Source organism: Streptomyces sp. NPDC045021 (assembly GCF_056432645.1).
Window position 1 is genome coordinate 69,767 of sequence record NZ_JBWKIQ010000017.1, and the last position, 15,360, is coordinate 85,126.

Annotated in this window: 14 protein-coding genes; 3 read left to right on the forward strand and 11 right to left on the reverse strand. The window is 70.6% G+C overall.

Going from position 1 to position 15,360, the window contains the following annotated elements:
* Window positions 1-22: 22 nt before the first annotated feature.
* The 5 genes from rlmB to AC07DC_RS36205 form a co-directional block, all read right to left on the reverse strand.
* Entirely contained in the window at window positions 23-979 is a 957-nt protein-coding gene (rlmB, locus tag AC07DC_RS36185) for a 23S rRNA (guanosine(2251)-2'-O)-methyltransferase RlmB (protein WP_478918840.1), read from the reverse strand.
* 119 nt (window positions 980-1,098) lie between these two features.
* Window positions 1,099-2,493, reverse strand: coding sequence for a cysteine--tRNA ligase (gene cysS / locus AC07DC_RS36190; RefSeq protein ID WP_478918841.1), 1,395 nt, complete (start codon window positions 2,491-2,493; stop codon window positions 1,099-1,101).
* A gap of 224 nt (window positions 2,494-2,717) precedes the next feature.
* Window positions 2,718-3,248, reverse strand: a complete 531-nt coding sequence (gene ispF / locus AC07DC_RS36195; protein ID WP_478918843.1) for a 2-C-methyl-D-erythritol 2,4-cyclodiphosphate synthase — start codon at window positions 3,246-3,248, stop codon at window positions 2,718-2,720.
* Complete coding sequence (ispD, locus tag AC07DC_RS36200; protein WP_478918939.1) at window positions 3,238-3,951, reverse strand: 2-C-methyl-D-erythritol 4-phosphate cytidylyltransferase; 714 nt, start codon at window positions 3,949-3,951, stop codon at window positions 3,238-3,240. The genes ispF and ispD overlap by 11 nt, the downstream gene beginning before the upstream one ends.
* Window positions 3,952-4,137: 186 nt before the next feature.
* A complete protein-coding gene (locus AC07DC_RS36205) occupies window positions 4,138-4,620 on the reverse strand; it encodes a CarD family transcriptional regulator (RefSeq protein WP_033174074.1) in 483 nt (160 codons plus the stop codon).
* 510 nt (window positions 4,621-5,130) lie between these two features.
* On the opposite strand from AC07DC_RS36205, the gene AC07DC_RS36210 reads away from it, so the two are divergent.
* Complete coding sequence (locus tag AC07DC_RS36210; protein ID WP_478918845.1) at window positions 5,131-5,778, forward strand: DUF461 domain-containing protein; 648 nt, start codon at window positions 5,131-5,133, stop codon at window positions 5,776-5,778.
* A gap of 103 nt (window positions 5,779-5,881) precedes the next feature.
* Here AC07DC_RS36210 and phoP read toward each other — a convergent pair whose 3' ends face one another.
* Both phoP and phoR read right to left on the reverse strand, forming a co-directional pair.
* Window positions 5,882-6,562: a two-component system response regulator PhoP gene (gene phoP / locus AC07DC_RS36215; RefSeq protein ID WP_138354082.1), complete on the reverse strand. Its 681-nt coding sequence runs from the start codon at window positions 6,560-6,562 to the stop codon at window positions 5,882-5,884.
* Window positions 6,559-7,848: a two-component system sensor histidine kinase PhoR gene (gene phoR, locus AC07DC_RS36220; protein WP_478918846.1), complete on the reverse strand. Its 1,290-nt coding sequence runs from the start codon at window positions 7,846-7,848 to the stop codon at window positions 6,559-6,561. The genes phoP and phoR overlap by 4 nt, the downstream gene beginning before the upstream one ends.
* Before the next feature lie 182 nt (window positions 7,849-8,030).
* Between phoR and phoU the strand changes: the two genes are divergently transcribed.
* Window positions 8,031-8,711, forward strand: coding sequence for a phosphate signaling complex protein PhoU (gene phoU / locus AC07DC_RS36225; protein WP_478918847.1), 681 nt, complete (start codon window positions 8,031-8,033; stop codon window positions 8,709-8,711).
* A 421-nt stretch (window positions 8,712-9,132) separates the two neighbouring features.
* On the opposite strand, the gene AC07DC_RS36230 is transcribed toward phoU, so the two are convergent.
* The gene (locus tag AC07DC_RS36230; protein WP_478918848.1) at window positions 9,133-9,891 is read right to left on the reverse strand and encodes a phosphoglyceromutase; all 759 of its coding nucleotides are present in this window, start codon (window positions 9,889-9,891) and stop codon (window positions 9,133-9,135) included.
* A gap of 125 nt (window positions 9,892-10,016) precedes the next feature.
* Between AC07DC_RS36230 and AC07DC_RS36235 the strand changes: the two genes are divergently transcribed.
* On the forward strand, window positions 10,017-11,276 hold the full coding sequence (locus AC07DC_RS36235) for an MDR family MFS transporter (protein WP_478918940.1): 1,260 nt from the start codon (window positions 10,017-10,019) through the stop codon (window positions 11,274-11,276).
* Here the strand turns inward: AC07DC_RS36235 and AC07DC_RS36240 are convergent.
* From AC07DC_RS36240 to mshA, 3 genes are all read right to left on the reverse strand, one after another.
* Entirely contained in the window at window positions 11,260-12,945 is a 1,686-nt protein-coding gene (locus tag AC07DC_RS36240; protein WP_478918849.1) for a glycosyl hydrolase family 28-related protein, read from the reverse strand. The two genes, AC07DC_RS36235 and AC07DC_RS36240, sit on opposite strands and share 17 nt — an antisense overlap.
* A 163-nt stretch (window positions 12,946-13,108) precedes the next feature.
* Window positions 13,109-13,771 carry a type III secretion system chaperone family protein gene (locus tag AC07DC_RS36245; RefSeq protein ID WP_478918850.1) on the reverse strand — a complete coding sequence of 221 codons (663 nt, stop codon included), beginning with the start codon at window positions 13,769-13,771 and terminating at the stop codon, window positions 13,109-13,111.
* A complete protein-coding gene (gene mshA / locus AC07DC_RS36250; protein ID WP_478918851.1) occupies window positions 13,764-15,140 on the reverse strand; it encodes a D-inositol-3-phosphate glycosyltransferase in 1,377 nt (458 codons plus the stop codon). The genes AC07DC_RS36245 and mshA overlap by 8 nt, the downstream gene beginning before the upstream one ends.
* Window positions 15,141-15,360 lie beyond the last annotated feature (220 nt).

Consider the following 15,360-nt stretch of genomic DNA (forward strand, 5'->3'; position numbering starts at 1 on the left):
ACGCCGACGACACCTCAGCGCATCACGCGCGGCGGCGGGCCGCCTCGTACAGGACGATGCCGGCGGCGACACCGGCGTTGAGGGACTCCGCGCCGCCCGGCATCGGGATGCGCACCAGGTAGTCGCAGGTCTCGCCGACGAGGCGGGACAGGCCCTTGCCCTCGGAACCCGCGACGATCACGACGGGACCGGCGAGCGCGTCCAGCTCGTGCAGGTCCACCTCGCCGTCGGCGGCCAGGCCGACCACGATGAGACCGGCCTTCTGGTAGGACTCCAGGGTCCGCGTCAGGTTGGTCGCGCGGGCGACCGGGACACGGGCGGCGGCGCCGGCCGAGGTCTTCCACGCGCCGGCGGTCATGCCCGCCGCGCGGCGCTCCGGGACGACGACGCCGTGGCCCGCGAACGCGGCCATGGAACGGACGACCGCGCCGAGGTTCCGCGAGTCGGTGATCCCGTCGAGGGCCATGATCAGCGGGGCTTCGTGGCTGTCGGCAGCGGCGACCAGCAGGTCGTCCGGGTGCGCGTACTCGTACGGCGGGATCTGCAGGACCAGGCCCTGGTGGTTCAGGCCGTTGGTCATACGGTCCAGCTCGGGGCGCGCGGCCTCCATGAGCGGGACGCCACGGTCGGTCGCGAGCTTGATCGCCTCGCGGACGCGGTCGTCGCTGTCGATGTACTGCTGGACGTAGACCGCGGTCGTCGGGATCTCGGCGCGCAGCGCCTCGACGACCGGGTTGCGGCCCACGACCATCTCGGACGTCGACTTGGCGCCGCGGCCGGAGGGGCGGCGCGACTGCGCCGACACCGTCCGCTTGGCCACGGCCTTCGCGACGCGGTTCTTCTTGTGGCCCTTACGGTCCGCGGCGGGCGGGGTCGGGCCCTTGCCCTCCAGAGCCTTACGCCGGTGACCGCCGGTGCCGACCTTCATGCCCTTCTTGTTGGAGGTACGGCGGTTCCTGCGCTGGCTGTTCCCGGCCATGGGGCACTCTCACTTCTTCGCTGCTGAAAAGGTACTGACGTATATGGGGACTGGGCTGTTCGGGCGGAGCTGGTACGGCGGACACGTCTGGTAAGCCGGCGGACGGCACGGTGACGCGCTCAGCGCGAGCCGAGCGACCACCGGGGTCCGGACGCGGTGTCCTCGATGTCCAACCCCGACTGCTGGAGCTGGTCGCGGATGGCGTCGGCGGTCGCGTAGTCCTTACGCTCCCGGGCCGCCTGCCGCTGCTCCAGCACCAGCCGGACGAGTGAGTCCACGACGCCGTGCAGGTCGTCACCGTGCCCGCCGCCGGCCCACTGCTCGTCGAGCGGGTCCAGTCCCAGTACACCGAGCATCGCACGGACCTCGGCCAGACGCGCGATCGCGGTTTCCTTGTCGTCCGCGGTGAGGGCCGAATTGCCCTGCCGGACGGAGGTGTGGACGATGGCCAGCGCCTGCGGGACGCCCAGGTCGTCGTCCATCGCCTCGGCGAAGGAGATCGGCACCTCGTCGGCCGACGGGACCGGGCCGCACTTCTCGACGACCCGCTGCGCGAAGCCCTCGATGCGCGCGAACGCGGACTCCGCCTCGCGCAGCGCTTCCTCGCTGTACTCGATCATCGAGCGGTAGTGCGGGGTGCCGAGGTAGTAGCGCAGCACGATGGGGCGCCAGCGCTGGACCATCTCGGAGACGAGCACCGAGTTGCCGAGCGACTTGCTCATCTTCTCGCCGCTCATGGTGACCCAGGCGTTGTGCACCCAGTAGCCGGCGAACTCGTCGCCGAAGGCCTTGGCCTGGGCGATCTCGTTCTCGTGGTGCGGGAAGATCAGGTCGACGCCGCCGCCGTGGATGTCGAAGGCGGTGCCCAGGTACTTGTGGGCCATCGCCGAGCACTCCAGGTGCCAGCCGGGCCGGCCGCGGCCCCACGGCGTCTCCCAGGACGGCTCGCCGGGCTTGACCGACTTCCACATGGCGAAGTCGCGCGGGTCGCGCTTGCCGATCTCGACGGCGTCCGGGGGCAGGCGCAGGTTGTCGAGCTCCTGGTTGGACAGCGCCAGGTAGTCGGGGAACGAGCGCACGTCGAAGTAGACGTTGCCCTCGGAGACGTAGGCGTGGCCCCGGTCGATGAGCTCGCGCATCATCTCGATCATCTCGGGGATGTGGCCGGTCGCCCGCGGCTCGTAGGTGGGCGGCAGGCAACCGAGGACGTCGTAGCCGCTGTTGAAGGCCCGCTCGTTCGCGTAGCCGATCGCCCACCACGGGCGGCCCTGCTCGGCCGACTTCGCGATGATCTTGTCGTCGATGTCGGTGACGTTCCGGATGAAGGTGACGTCATAGCCGCGGTAGGCGAACCACCGCTGCATGATGTCGAAGTTCAGGCCCGACCGGATGTGCCCGATGTGCGGGGCCGCCTGCACGGTGGCACCGCAGAGGTAGATCGAGACACAGCCCGGCGTGAGCGGGGTGAAATCACGGATCTGCCGAGCGCTGGTGTCGTACAGGCGAATAGTCACGCCAATAAGGGTAGTGGGCGAAACGCCGTGCAAAGTGCGCTCCGCGCGGGTTGCAGGGGGGAGCGGGCCGGACGATCTTCCGGGCGTGGCCCCTGCCTGCGGGGGTAACCCCCTCAAGCCCTGGTCGGACTCCGAATCCGGTTCGGAATCGGGCCCGGACCGGCACCGCATCCGCACCGGAATCCGGCCCGCAGCGGGCGCGGAGCAGGCACGCGAAGGCCGCTTCAGGCAGCCGGGGCCTGGTCCGCCGGGAACACCAGCGCGGTGGCGATGGCCGCCAGGCCCTCGGCGCGGCCGGTGAGGCCGAGCCCGTCGGTCGTCGTGCCGGAGACGGAGACGCGGGCGCCGACCGTCTCGGAGAGGACCTTCTGGGCCTCCTCGCGGCGCTTGCCGATCTTCGGGCGGACGCCGATCACCTGGATCGCCACGTTGCCGATCTCGTAGCCGGCCTCGCGGACGATCCGGGCCGCCTCGGCGAGCAGCGTGACGCCGGAGGCTCCGGCCCACTCGGGCCGGCCGGTGCCGAAGTGCGCGCCGAGGTCGCCGACACCGGCCGCGGAGAAGAGCGCATCGCAGGCCGCGTGCGCGGCGACGTCCGCGTCCGAGTCGCCGGCCAGGCCGTCCCCGGCGTCCGGCCAGTACAGGCCCGCACACCACAGCTCGCGGCCGGCCTCGAAGGCGTGCACGTCCGTGCCGATGCCGACGAGCGGCAGGCGCATCGACGAAGACGGAGACGGAGAAGCGTCAGAAGCCATCGGTGGCCCTCCTGCGGGCGAGTACGGCCTCGGCGAGCACCAGGTCCAGCGGCCTGGTCACCTTGAAGGCCTCTTCATGGCCGGGTACGACCACGACCTGGACACCGGTCCGCTCGACCATGCCCGCGTCGTCGGTGGCGCCCTCGCCCTCGCCCGGCACCGTTTCGTGCGCCTTCTGCAGCACGTCCCGCCGGAACCCCTGCGGGGTCTGCACGGCGCGCAGCAGGGCGCGCTCGGGCGTGCCGGTGACGACGTTCGTGCCGGGGTCGATCTGCTTGACGGTGTCGGCGAGCGGCAGTCCGGGGACGACGGCCGGGGCCCCGTCCCGCACTGCGGCGACGACCGCGTCGACGATCTCGACGGGCACCAGCGGGCGCGCGGCGTCATGGACGAGGACGATGTCGACGTCGTCGGGGAGCGCGGCCAGGCCGAGCCGGACCGACTCCTGACGGGTGTCGCCGCCTGCGACGATCCGTATGTCCTTGTCCGTGGGCAGCCCGTGGCTGTCGAGGAGGGCCCTGACCTCGGCCACACCGTCGGACGGCGCAACCACGACGACGAGGGAGACGGCGCGGGAGCGGGTCATGGCTCGCACGGCGTGCACCAGCATCGGGATGCCGCCGAGGGCGCGCAGCGCCTTGGGGGTGCCGGGGCCGAGCCGGACGCCTCGTCCGGCGGCGGGGATGACAGCTGCGGTACTCAGAGGTTTGTGTCCTTGGCCGAGGTGGGTATCGCCTCATACGTGTGCCGCTGCGGGCCCCTTCCGTGAGAAGTCCGCAGGGGCGTACACACGTCGAAACGTCGGAGCAGAACGAGCAGAACGATCTGCGTCAGGACGCAAGCATGCCGCAGCACCCGGCCGGAACCGGGTACCGCGGCAGAACTCGCGTCAGGACGCGAGGACCTCGTCGAGCAGAGCCTCGGCCTTGTCCTCGTTGGTGTTCTCAGCGAGCGCGAGCTCGCTGACCAGAATCTGCCGCGCCTTGGCGAGCATGCGCTTCTCGCCGGCCGACAGGCCGCGCTCACGCTCACGACGCCACAGGTCGCGGACCACCTCTGCGACCTTGATGACATCGCCGGAGGCGAGCTTTTCCAGATTTGCCTTGTAGCGGCGGGACCAGTTGGTCGGCTCTTCGGTGTACGGCGCGCGAAGCACCTCGAAGACCCGGTCCAGACCCTCCTGACCGACCACGTCGCGCACGCCGACGAACTCCGCATTGTCCGCGGGTACGCGTACCGTCAAGTCGCCCTGGGCGACCTTGAGCACCAAGTAGGTCTTGTCCACGCCTTTGATCTGGCGAATTTCGATAGCCTCGATCAGCGCGGCCCCGTGATGGGGATAGACCACGGTGTCGCCAACCTTGAACGTCATGTGACAGGTACCCCTTCCGTGGCTATCCAGGGTAACACGTGAACGGCCTCTTCTGAATGGCGTTTTCGCAGGTCAGGGCATATCTCGGGGCTTGACAACCCCTACCGGAACGTGCTGGAGGGGCCTACCGAGCAGGGGTATTCGCAGGTCGGAGCCGGTATACGACAGGGGTGAAACGCGCCCGTTACACCCAACGGCGCGCCGATGGAAGGGGTGTTACGTCCCTATTTGTCGATCTCCGAAGAGTGGATCTTCGCTACTCCGTTCGGACCTCGTTCACGCGATGATCCAATTTTCCGAAGTCGCGGAAGGGACGCGATCGGTGCACGATAAATGGATCTTGCCCGGTCGGCCGGAATCCCGTGCCGGAATGCCGGAATGCAATCCCGGCCGACCCGGTCGGGTGAGACCGCCCCGCCGAGGGGCGGCCCGGTGCGGCGGCTGGACGAAGGCTGGGTAATGTAAGGCCGCTGGAAGATCTTCCCTACCTGTCTAGGAGATGCCGCCGCCGTGAGCAGCAGCCTTCGACGCGGTGTCCTCGCCGCCGCCCTCGCGCTCTCGATCGCGCCGCTCGCCGCCTGCGGCGCCGGCAACAACGCGCAGACGAACGAGGTCCGCCCCGACAATGCCGCGACCACCGTCGGCGACATCCAGGTGCAGAACGCCGTGATCCTCACGGAGAAGGCCGGCGCCGGCCCCGCGACGGTCTCGGCCCGCATCTACAACAACGGGGGCGGTGACCAGACGCTGCAGTCGCTGAAGATCGGCGAGGCCCTGACGGCGACCCTGTCCGGCGCGGGCGGCAGCAAGACCATCACCGTGCCCGCCCATGGTTCGGTGCTGCTCGGCGGCGCGGGCAACCCCGCCGCGACGGTCCCGCAGAGCAACGAGGCGTTCAAGGACGGCGACGTCCAACAGGTCGTCCTGACGTTCAGCGCCACCGGCGACGTCTCCCTCGGGGCGAACGTGCAGCCCGCCACGGGCTACTACGCGGGGTACGGCCCCACCAGCGCCCCCTCGCCCGCCGGCAAGGCCTCCCCGACGGCCACCGCGACCCCGGAGAACGGCGTGACGGCGACGCCGAACGGAAAGGTCACCGCCACCCCCACCGGGACGGCCATCCCGACCGGCACGGCCACGCCGCCCAAGAAGAGCTGACCGCGCGATCCACGCACGACGACGGGCCCGGCAGCACATGCTGCCGGGCCCGTCGTGATCTGCGAGGAAGCGGGCGGGTCCGCACAGCGGCCCGCCGGCGAGGCTACGGCTCGAACTTGTAGCCCAGGCCACGGACCGTGACCAGGTAGCGCGGCGCGCCCGGGTCCGGCTCGATCTTGGCGCGCAGCCGCTTGACGTGGACGTCCAGCGTCTTGGTGTCGCCCACGTAGTCGGCGCCCCAGACCCGGTCGATGAGCTGCATACGGGTCAGCACGCGGCCCGCGTTGCGCAGCAGCATCTCCAGCAGGTCGAACTCCTTGAGCGGGAGGTCGACCTTCCCGCCGGAGACGGTGACCACGTGGCGGTCGACGTCCATCCGTACCGGGCCGGCCTCCAGGGCGGCCGGGGACAGCTCCTCGGGCTCGCCGCGGCGGCGCAGGACGGCCCGGATGCGGGCCACCAGCTCGCGGGAGGAGAAGGGCTTCGTCACGTAGTCGTCCGCACCTATTTCCAGGCCGACGACCTTGTCGATCTCGCTGTCCTTGGCGGTCACCATGATGACCGGGACATTGGACTTGAGCCTGAGCTGGCGGCAGACCTCGGTGCCGGGCAGACCCGGCAGCATGAGGTCGAGCAGTACCAGGTCGGCGCCGTTGCGTTCGAACTCGTCCAGCGCGTCGGGCCCGGTCGCGGCTATGGCGACCTCGAAGCCCTCCTTGCGGAGCATGTACGACAGCGCGTCGCTGAAGGACTCTTCGTCCTCGACGACGAGTACACGGGTCACGGAAGGACCTCCGGGGCAGGAATGTGATCGGAATAGTTCTCGTAGAACTGCTGGTCTCCGCCGGGGCCGCCGCCGGCGCCGGGGGGCTCGATGCCCTCCGGGTCGCCACCGAGGTCGGCCTGATCGCGTGCCATCCCGGCTTCGGGCAGCCGCAGGGTGAAGGTGGAGCCCTGTCCCTCGGCGCTCCACACGGTGACTTCCCCGCCGTGCGAGGCGGCCACGTGCTTGACGATGGACAGGCCGAGACCCGTGCCGCCGGTGGCGCGCGAGCGCGCCGGGTCGACGCGGTAGAACCGTTCGAAGATCCGGTCCCGGTCCTTCTCCGAGATGCCGATACCGGCGTCGGTCACCGAGATCTCGATGAGGTCGCCGCCCGGGGAGGAGATCCGGCGGCCGGCTATCCCTACGCGGGTGCGGGCCGGGCTGTAGTTGACGGCGTTCTCGACGAGGTTGCCGAGAGCTGCCGCGAGCTGGCCACGGTTGCCCCAGATGTGCAGGTCGGGGGTGGATCCGGTGGCCATGGTGATCTGTTTGGCGTTCGCCTGGTGGCGGCAGCGGTCGATGGCCTCGGCGACGAGATCGTCGACGTCGACCGGTTCCGCGTCGTCCAGCGGGTCGTCGTTCTGCACCCGGGAGAGATCGATGATCTCCTGGACGAGGCTGGTGAGGCGGGTCGCCTCGATCTGCATCCGCCCTGCGAAGCGGATGACGGCCTCGGGGTCGTCGGAAGCGTCCATCACGGCTTCGGAGAGCAGTGACAGCGCGCCGACCGGGGTCTTGAGCTCATGGCTGACGTTCGCGACGAAGTCACGGCGGACAGCTTCGATCTTGCGGGCCTCGGTCAGGTCCTCCACGAGGAGGAGGACCAGCCGGGAGCCGAGCGGTGCGACTCTGGCGGAAACCGCCAGGCCCTCGCCGCGACCGGCCCCTCTTCGTGGCAGATCCAGTTCGACCTGGCGTATCTCGCCGTCCCGCCGGGTCTCACGGGCCATCTGCAGCATCTGGTCGACGGCCAGGCGGCCGCCGCGGACCAGTCCGAGGGCATACGCCGCCGAGCTGGCCTTGACCACCGTGTCGCCCTCGTCGAGGACGACAGCCGAGGAACGCAGTACGGAGAGGACGGTGTCCACTCCGGGCGGCAGTACGCCGGCGCCGTCGGGTCGCAGGGCCGTGCGGGTGGGGCGGGCTTGTTCCCGCTCACTCCAGCGGAACGCGAGCACAGCGATCACACCGGTACACAGACCGGCTATCGCACTGGCTGCGGCAAGAGCCGCGTTCACGTCCATACCCCCAGGTTAGGCGGCCATAAGGGGTGCTCCACAGCCTTGAGAGCTACCTCTCGAACGCCCGTTGCCAAGAGTTCACCTTGACGTAGGCGCTGATTCACTCGGGATGCTCGAGCGGTACGCGTACGCCCATCAGCGTGGGAGCGTGGAGGAGACGCCTCTGTTTGGACGGAAGGACAGCGATGCGGGACGCATATCACGAGGAGCTCGACTCGATCGGTGAAGGGCTGGTCGAGATGGCCCGGCTCGTCGGATCCGCCATCGGCCGGGCCACCACCGCGTTGCTGGACGCGGACCTGAACATCGCCGAGAGCGTGATCGCGGCCGATGAGAAGGTCGACGCCCTGCAGCGCGACCTGGAGGCGCGGGCCATCACCCTGCTGGCCCGGCAGCAGCCGGTCGCCACCGATCTGCGCATCGTCGTCACCAGCCTGCGGATGAGCGCGGACATCGAGCGGTCGGGCGACCTCGCCCGGCACATCGCGAAGGTGGCCCGGCTGCGCTTCCCCGAGTCGGCCGTACCGCGCGACCTGCACAGCACCATCCTGGAGATGGGCCAGCTCGCCCAGCGCCTGATGGCGAAGGCCGCCGAGGTCATCGTCACCAAGGACGTCGACGACGCGCTGGAGCTCGAGGCCGACGACGACCGGATGGACGAGCTGCACCGCACGCTCTTCCAGCACCTGCTGGACGACCGCTGGAAGCACGGCATCGAGACCGCGGTCGACGTGACGCTGTGCGGCCGCTACTACGAGCGGTTCGCCGACCACGCCGTATCGGTCGCCAAACGCGTCGTCTACCTGGTCACGGGCGAGCACGCCGACGAGCTGACGCCGGCCCCGACGCAGGTGGAAGGGCTCTGACGGCGCGGGGGGCCTGAACGGTCCCGGCTCGCGCCGCGCCATGCATCCACGCGCCGTTGATGCGCCCGCACCCGGCGGCGTTCAATGGGTGTCGATGCGCCCGCACCTGGCGGCTTCGACTGCGTGCGGTAGCCCAGCCGAGGAGGGTACTTATGCAGGATTCCCCCACCCCGTCGACCACCCGGGACCAGCCGTCACTCGACCGTTCCCCGCAGCTCGTGCGGGTGCAGCTGCCCGTGCTCGGAGCGTGCGGCTGCGGTGCGAGCTGCGGGTGCGGATGCCAGTCCGGCGGCGCCTGCCAATGCGGCGGCTGCACCTCCTGAATCCCTGACGACCACCCCTTGCGGGACGAAGGGCCCCACCCGGATCCGGGTGGGGCCCTTCGCGTGCCCGCGCCGCGACAGGGTCGCGGAGCGGCGGGCTACTTCTTCTTGCCCTGGTTCTTGACGGCCTCGATGGCGGCCTTCGCAGCGTCCGGGTCGAGGTAGGTGCCGCCCGGGTTCAGGGGCTTGAACTCGGCGTCCAGGTCGTAGACGAGCGGGATGCCGGTCGGGATGTTCAGACCGGAGATGTCGGCGTCGGAGATGCCGTCGAGGTGCTTGACCAGACCGCGCAGGCTGTTGCCGTGCGCGGCGACCAGGACGGTGCGGCCGGCCAGCAGGTCCGGGACGATGCCGTCGTACCAGTACGGCAGCATGCGCTCGACGACGTCCTTGAGGCACTCGGTGCGCGGACGGATCTCGCTCGGGATCGAGGCGTAGCGCGGGTCGTCGCTCTGCGAGAACTCCGTGCCGTCCTCGAGGGGCGGCGGCGGGGTGTCGTAGGACCGGCGCCAGAGCATGAACTGCTCCTCGCCGAACTCCGCGAGGGTCTGCGCCTTGTCCTTGCCCTGGAGCGCACCGTAGTGCCGCTCGTTGAGCCGCCAGGAGCGGTGCACCGGGATCCAGTGGCGGTCCGCGGCTTCGAGGGAGAGCTGCGCGGTGCGGATCGCACGCTTCTGCAGCGAGGTGTGGACGACGTCGGGGAGCAGGCCCGCGTCCTTGAGCAGCTCGCCGCCCCTGACCGCCTCCTTCTCGCCCTTCTCGTTCAGATTGACGTCCACCCAGCCGGTGAACAGGTTCTTCGCGTTCCATTCGCTCTCGCCGTGGCGGAGGAGGATCAGCTTGTACGCAGCAGCCATGGCCCGAGCCTAATGGAAATTCCGTGGCGCCTCCCCACCCGTCCACGGTAAGCTGCGCCGGTCGTTAGTGGCCATTACACAGGGGGGCCTGAGTGCCGGACGTCAGACGGGCTGTGCACGAGACCATGTCCGGGCTTCCGCGCCAGTTCTGGTGGCTGTGGACCAGCACGCTGGTCAACCGCCTCGGCGGATTCGTCGTCACCTTCCTCGCGCTCTACCTGACCGTCGAGCGGGGCTTCTCCGCCTCCTACGCCGGCCTCGTCGCCTCTCTCTACGGGCTCGGCGGATCGGTCGCGTCCGTCGTCGGCGGCGTCCTCGCGGACCGCGTCGGGCGGCGCGCCACCATGCTCGTCGCCCAGCTCGGCACGGCCGCGGTCACCGCCCTGCTCGGCTTCGTCACCCATCCGGTGGCGATCGCCGCGGTCGCCGGGCTCGTGGGCGTCACCAGCAACGCCTCCCGGCCCGCCCTCCAGGCGATGCTGGCCGACCTCGTGCCGTCCAAGGACCGGGTGCGGGCCTTCGCCCTCAACTACTGGGCGATCAACATCGGTTTCGGAGTCTCGGCGGGCGTCGCCGGGCTCATCGCCGCCCAGGGCTACATCTGGCTCTTCCTCGGCGACGCGCTGATGACGCTGCTCTGCGCGGTCGTCGTCTTCGTGAAGGTCAAGGAGACCCTGCCGGCCACCGAGCCTTCGGCGGCCGTGGACGAGGAGCCCGCCGGGCTCGGCCAGGTGCTGCGGGACCGGCGGTTCATGGCTCTCGTCGGGCTGACCTTCCTGCTGGGGACCGTGGGCCAGCAGGGCGCCACCACCCTCTCCGTCGACATGGGCCGTTCCGGGTTCACGGCGAGCCAGTACGGGCTGGTCATCGGCCTCAACGGACTGCTGGTCGTGCTGCTCCAGATCCCCGTCACCCGCATGATGACCGGCCGCAGCCCGGCCGCACTGCTCGCAGCCGGCACCCTGCTGATGGGCTGGGGCTTCGGCCTGACCGCCTTCGCCGGCTCGGTCGGCTTCTACGCCCTGACCGTCACGGTGTGGACGCTCGGCGAGATCATGCACGCCCCCGCCTCGATGGCGGTCGTCGCCGACCTCGCGCCGGCACGGGCCCGCGGCCGCTACCAGGGCATGTACTCGCTCTCCTGGTCCGCCGCCTCCTTCGTGGGCCCGCTGGCCGGCGGCTTCGCCCTCGACCACTGGGGCGGCAGTGCGGCATGGGGAGCGTGCGCGGTGGTCGGGACGGTCGCCGCGGCCGGGTACTGGACGCTGCTGCGGACCCGGGGGCCGGTGAAGACCGCGGAGGCAATGGTGGAAGCGGTGGAGGTGCCGGTGCCGGCTTCCGGGCCGGCACCGGCATCCGCTGCTGCCGTCAGGGGCAGCCGTTGAGGTGGCGCTGGGCCTCGTAGAGGTTGGGCGGGGTGACGGCCGGAGTGCCGTAGGACTCCAGACGGGAGTGGAGCGGGCCGGTGAAGTCCGGGACGTCGATCTGGCCGAACGGGGTGACCTCGGAGATGCCGACCGTGGCGCTGTACGGGGCTATGTCGTCGATCTTGACGCACCCCGCCCGGCCGTTGGTGACGGTGACGTTCCAGTGGGTGAAGCGGGCGCCGTAGAGCGGACCGGCGCTGGCGTCGCCGCCGTGCTGGCCGTCGTTGAAGACGGTGATCTCGGTGCGGAGGTTGGCGAACGGCAGCCCGCGGTGGGTGTCGAAGGTTCCCATGTCCATCCGCCCGCGCGACCAGACGTTGTAGCTGGACAGGCCCTCGACGTTGATGCCGTGCAGCTGGGTCCCCGCCGGGGCGGGGATGACGGTGCGCTGGTCGATGGCGAAGTCCTCGATCAGGTTGTCGTGCGAGCCCTCGCGGCAGCAGTACGGGTGGTGGCTGCCGCGCCCGGAGACGCGGGTGTGCCGGAGGGTGGATCCCTTGGCGGCGACGAGCAGGAAGCCGTTGTCGACGTTGACGGCATGCACGTCGTTCACCCAGCAGTCCCACGCGCACTGCAGGACCAGGCCGTTGTAGCCCGTGTCGAGCAGATGCTGGGCCTGTGGCGTCTCCACCATCTCGATGGTGAGACCCTCGACACCGGAGTTGACCACGGGGTCGATGAGCGTCGTCAGCTTCGGGGCCCAGCCCAGGCGTGTGTCGAGCGGCAACGGCCGGTCGAGGGTGACGCGGTGGCCGCGGATGCCGGTGATGCGGGCCGGCCACTCGTAGGGGACGTACGACAGCACCTTGGTCTTGTCGGACCAGTCGTAGGCGGCCGCGCCGTCCACGTCCCCCGCCATGTGGTCGAGCAGGGTGTGCGCGGTGTCGTCCGCGAGTTGGAGCAGGACGCGGTCGCCGCGGCGGAGGCGGGACGGGTCGTCGACGGTGACGGTGAAGTCGCCCTGCTTCGAGACGGCCGTGATGCCGGCGAGGGTCTGCCATTCGTCGCGCTTATTGCCGGTCCAGCCCTCGAACGGCCAGGCCTTGGCCTTGATCGCGTCGGTGAGGGTGCGGTAGCGCTCGCGCGGGCAGACCCAGACCAGGCCACCGGCCCAGGACCAGGACGACTTGTTGCCGCCGTAGCGGCTGCCGTAGGCGCCGATGATCTCGGTGAGCGAGCGCGTCGCGAAGAGCTTGGTGGTGCCGCTGCCTTCGCCGCGCAGCGTCACGTTGCTGTAGCCGAGCTGGATGACGTCGTCGATCCGGTAGGTGCCGCGCGGCAGCAGAACCGTACCGCCGCCGCGCTTGCCGACGTCGGCGATGGCGCGGTTGATGGCGGGCGCGGCGTCGGCGGAGCCGTCCGGCTCGGCGCCGTACCGCAGGACGTTGGCGCGTACGGGACGGCGGGGGAAGATCCGCTCGCCGCCGTTGTAGCCGGCGCGGGCGACGTTCGGTATCTGCGGGTGGGTGTAGGGCGCGGCCTGGAACTCCGACCAGAGGGGGGACGGCACGCCGGTTGACGGCGGTGCGGCCGCAAAGGCGGTCCGGCCGCCGAGCGCGGTGGCGGCCACCGCCGCCGTGGTGACCTGAACTGCTCCCGTGAGCAGTCTCCTGCGACTGATCGTCATGAACCCCGCCTTTCACGTACCTGAACGCCATTCAGATGTGCGACGGCATGAGGGTGCCATGGCCCTATGGGCGGCGGGAAGGGGTCGGACCGCAGAAGTATGGCGCTGGCTGCTGAATGGGGGCTGGATGGTAGATCTGCAGCCCGCCTGCGGCCGCGTGCGGTCAGTCGTTCGACGCCGCGGGCTTGTCCGCACCGGTCAGATGTGTGAACGCGTCCAGATTGCGCGTCGACTCGCCGCGCGAGATGCGCCAGGCGTACTCCTTGCGGATCGAGGCCGCGAATCCGAGTTCCAGGAGCGTGTTGAACGAGCCGTCCGCGTTCTCCAGGACCGCGCCGAGCAGCCGGTCGACCTCGTCGGCGGTCACCGCGGCCAGCGGGATCCGGCCGGTGAGATAGACGTCGCCGAGCCGGTCGATCGCGTAACTCACCCCGTACAGCCGGAGGTTGCGCTCCAGCAGCCAGCGGTAGACCGCCTCCTCGTTCTCATCGGGGTGGCGGACGACGAAGGCGTTGAGGGAGAGCGTGTGCTTGCCGACGATCAGCGAGCAGGTGGTGGACAGCTTGCGCGTGCCGGGGATCTTGGCGACATACGTGCCGGGCTGCGGGCTCTCCCACTCCAGCCCGGCCTCCTTGAGCGCCTGCTCGACGGTGTCGCGGGCGGCCTGCTCGGCGCCGTGGGCCCGCTCGGCGCCGTGAGCCTGCTCCGCCTGCTCGGCGTCGTGGGTCTGCGGGGCCTGCTCCGCCTGCTCGGCGTCGTGGGTCTGCGGGGCCTGCTCCGCCTGCTCGGCCTGTCCCGCTCGTGCTGTCTGTCCGTGCTCAGCCATGAACCGATCGTAGGTGACGGCGGTGTTCCTGCATCGCGTCCGTGTACACGTCGGCGGTCGAGCCGGCCGCCCTCCCCCAGCCGAACGCCTGCGCGTGCCGGGCCGCGGCCTCCCCCAGCTCCTCGCCCAGGTGCGGCCGGTCGATGAAGCGGCGCAGCGCCCGTGCGTAGTCGGCCGGGTCGTGGCCGGGGACCAGGAAGCCGGTCTCCCCGTCCCTGACCGCCACCGACAGCCCGCCGACGGCCGCCGCGATCACCGGCGTGCCGCAGGCCTGCGCCTCTATCGCGACGAGGCCGAAGGACTCGCTGTACGAGGGCATCACCAGCACGGTCGCGGCCCGGTACCAGTCGGCGAGCCGCTGCTGGTCGACCGGCGGCTGGAACCGTACGACGTCGCTCACGCCGAGCCGCGCGGCCAGCTTGTGCAGGCGCTCCGGCTTGCTGAGGCCGCTGCCACTGGGGCCGCCGACCACCGGGACGACCAGCCGCTCGCGCAGCGACGGATCCTCGTCCAGGAGGACCGCGACGGCGCGGAGCAGCACGTCAGGGGCCTTGAGCGGCTGGATGCGGCCCGCGAACAGCGGGATCACGGCGTCCTGCGGCAGCCCGAGGCGCTGCCGCGCGGCGGCGCGGCCGTCGGCCGGCCGGAACCGGTCCAGGTTCACCCCCGGATGGACGACGGCCACCTTGGCGGGCTGCGCGCCGTAGTGCCGGACCAGCTCGTCCGCCTCTTCGTCGGTGTTCGCGATCAGCCGGTCGGCGGCCTCCACGATCTGGGTCTCGCCGATGACGCGGGCGGCCGGCTCGGGGGTGTCGCCCTCGGCGAGCGCGGCGTTCTTGACCTTCGCCATGGTGTGCATGGCGTGGACGAGGGGGACGCCCCAGCGCTCGGCCGCGAGCCAGCCGACGTGGCCCGAGAGCCAGTAGTGCGAGTGCACGAGGTCGTAGTGGCCGGGGCGGTGGCCGGCCTCGGCCTGCATCACACCGTGCGTGAAGGCGCAGAGCTGGGCGGGCAGCTCTTCCTTGGCCAGCCCCTCGTAGGGGCCGGCGTCGATGTGCCGGACGAGGACGCCGGGGGCGAGCTCGACGGTGGGCGGGAGGGCGCCGGTCGTGGCGCGGGTGAAGATCTCGACCTCGATGTTGATCTCGGCGAGCCGCTTCGCGAGCTCCACGATGTACACGTTCATGCCGCCGGCGTCGCCGGTGCCCGGCTGGTCGAGGGGCGAGGTGTGCACGCTCAGCATGGCCACTCGGCGTGGGGCCGTCCGGGCGTGGGCGAGCCAGCGCGGTCGGCGCGATTGCGCGTTCGACTGACCGCGTGATTGCGCGTAGCCGCGCAGGGCACTGAGCCGTGCCATGTGCTGGGTCACGCCGCTCTCCATTCGGCCGGACGGGTCCGTTCAACGGTGGAACGCCGGAACGGGTGGTTCCCATTTCCGGTTCGCCGAACTATTTGGGGGTGCGGGGGCCGGGGGCTCCGGGGCGGGGCTTCGAAATCGACTATTTACGTGCCTGGCGGCCCACAAATAGCTCGGCAGCATTTCGAAACCCCTCCCCCAACCTTCGGCCGGGGGTGCCCCCAGCGCCCCC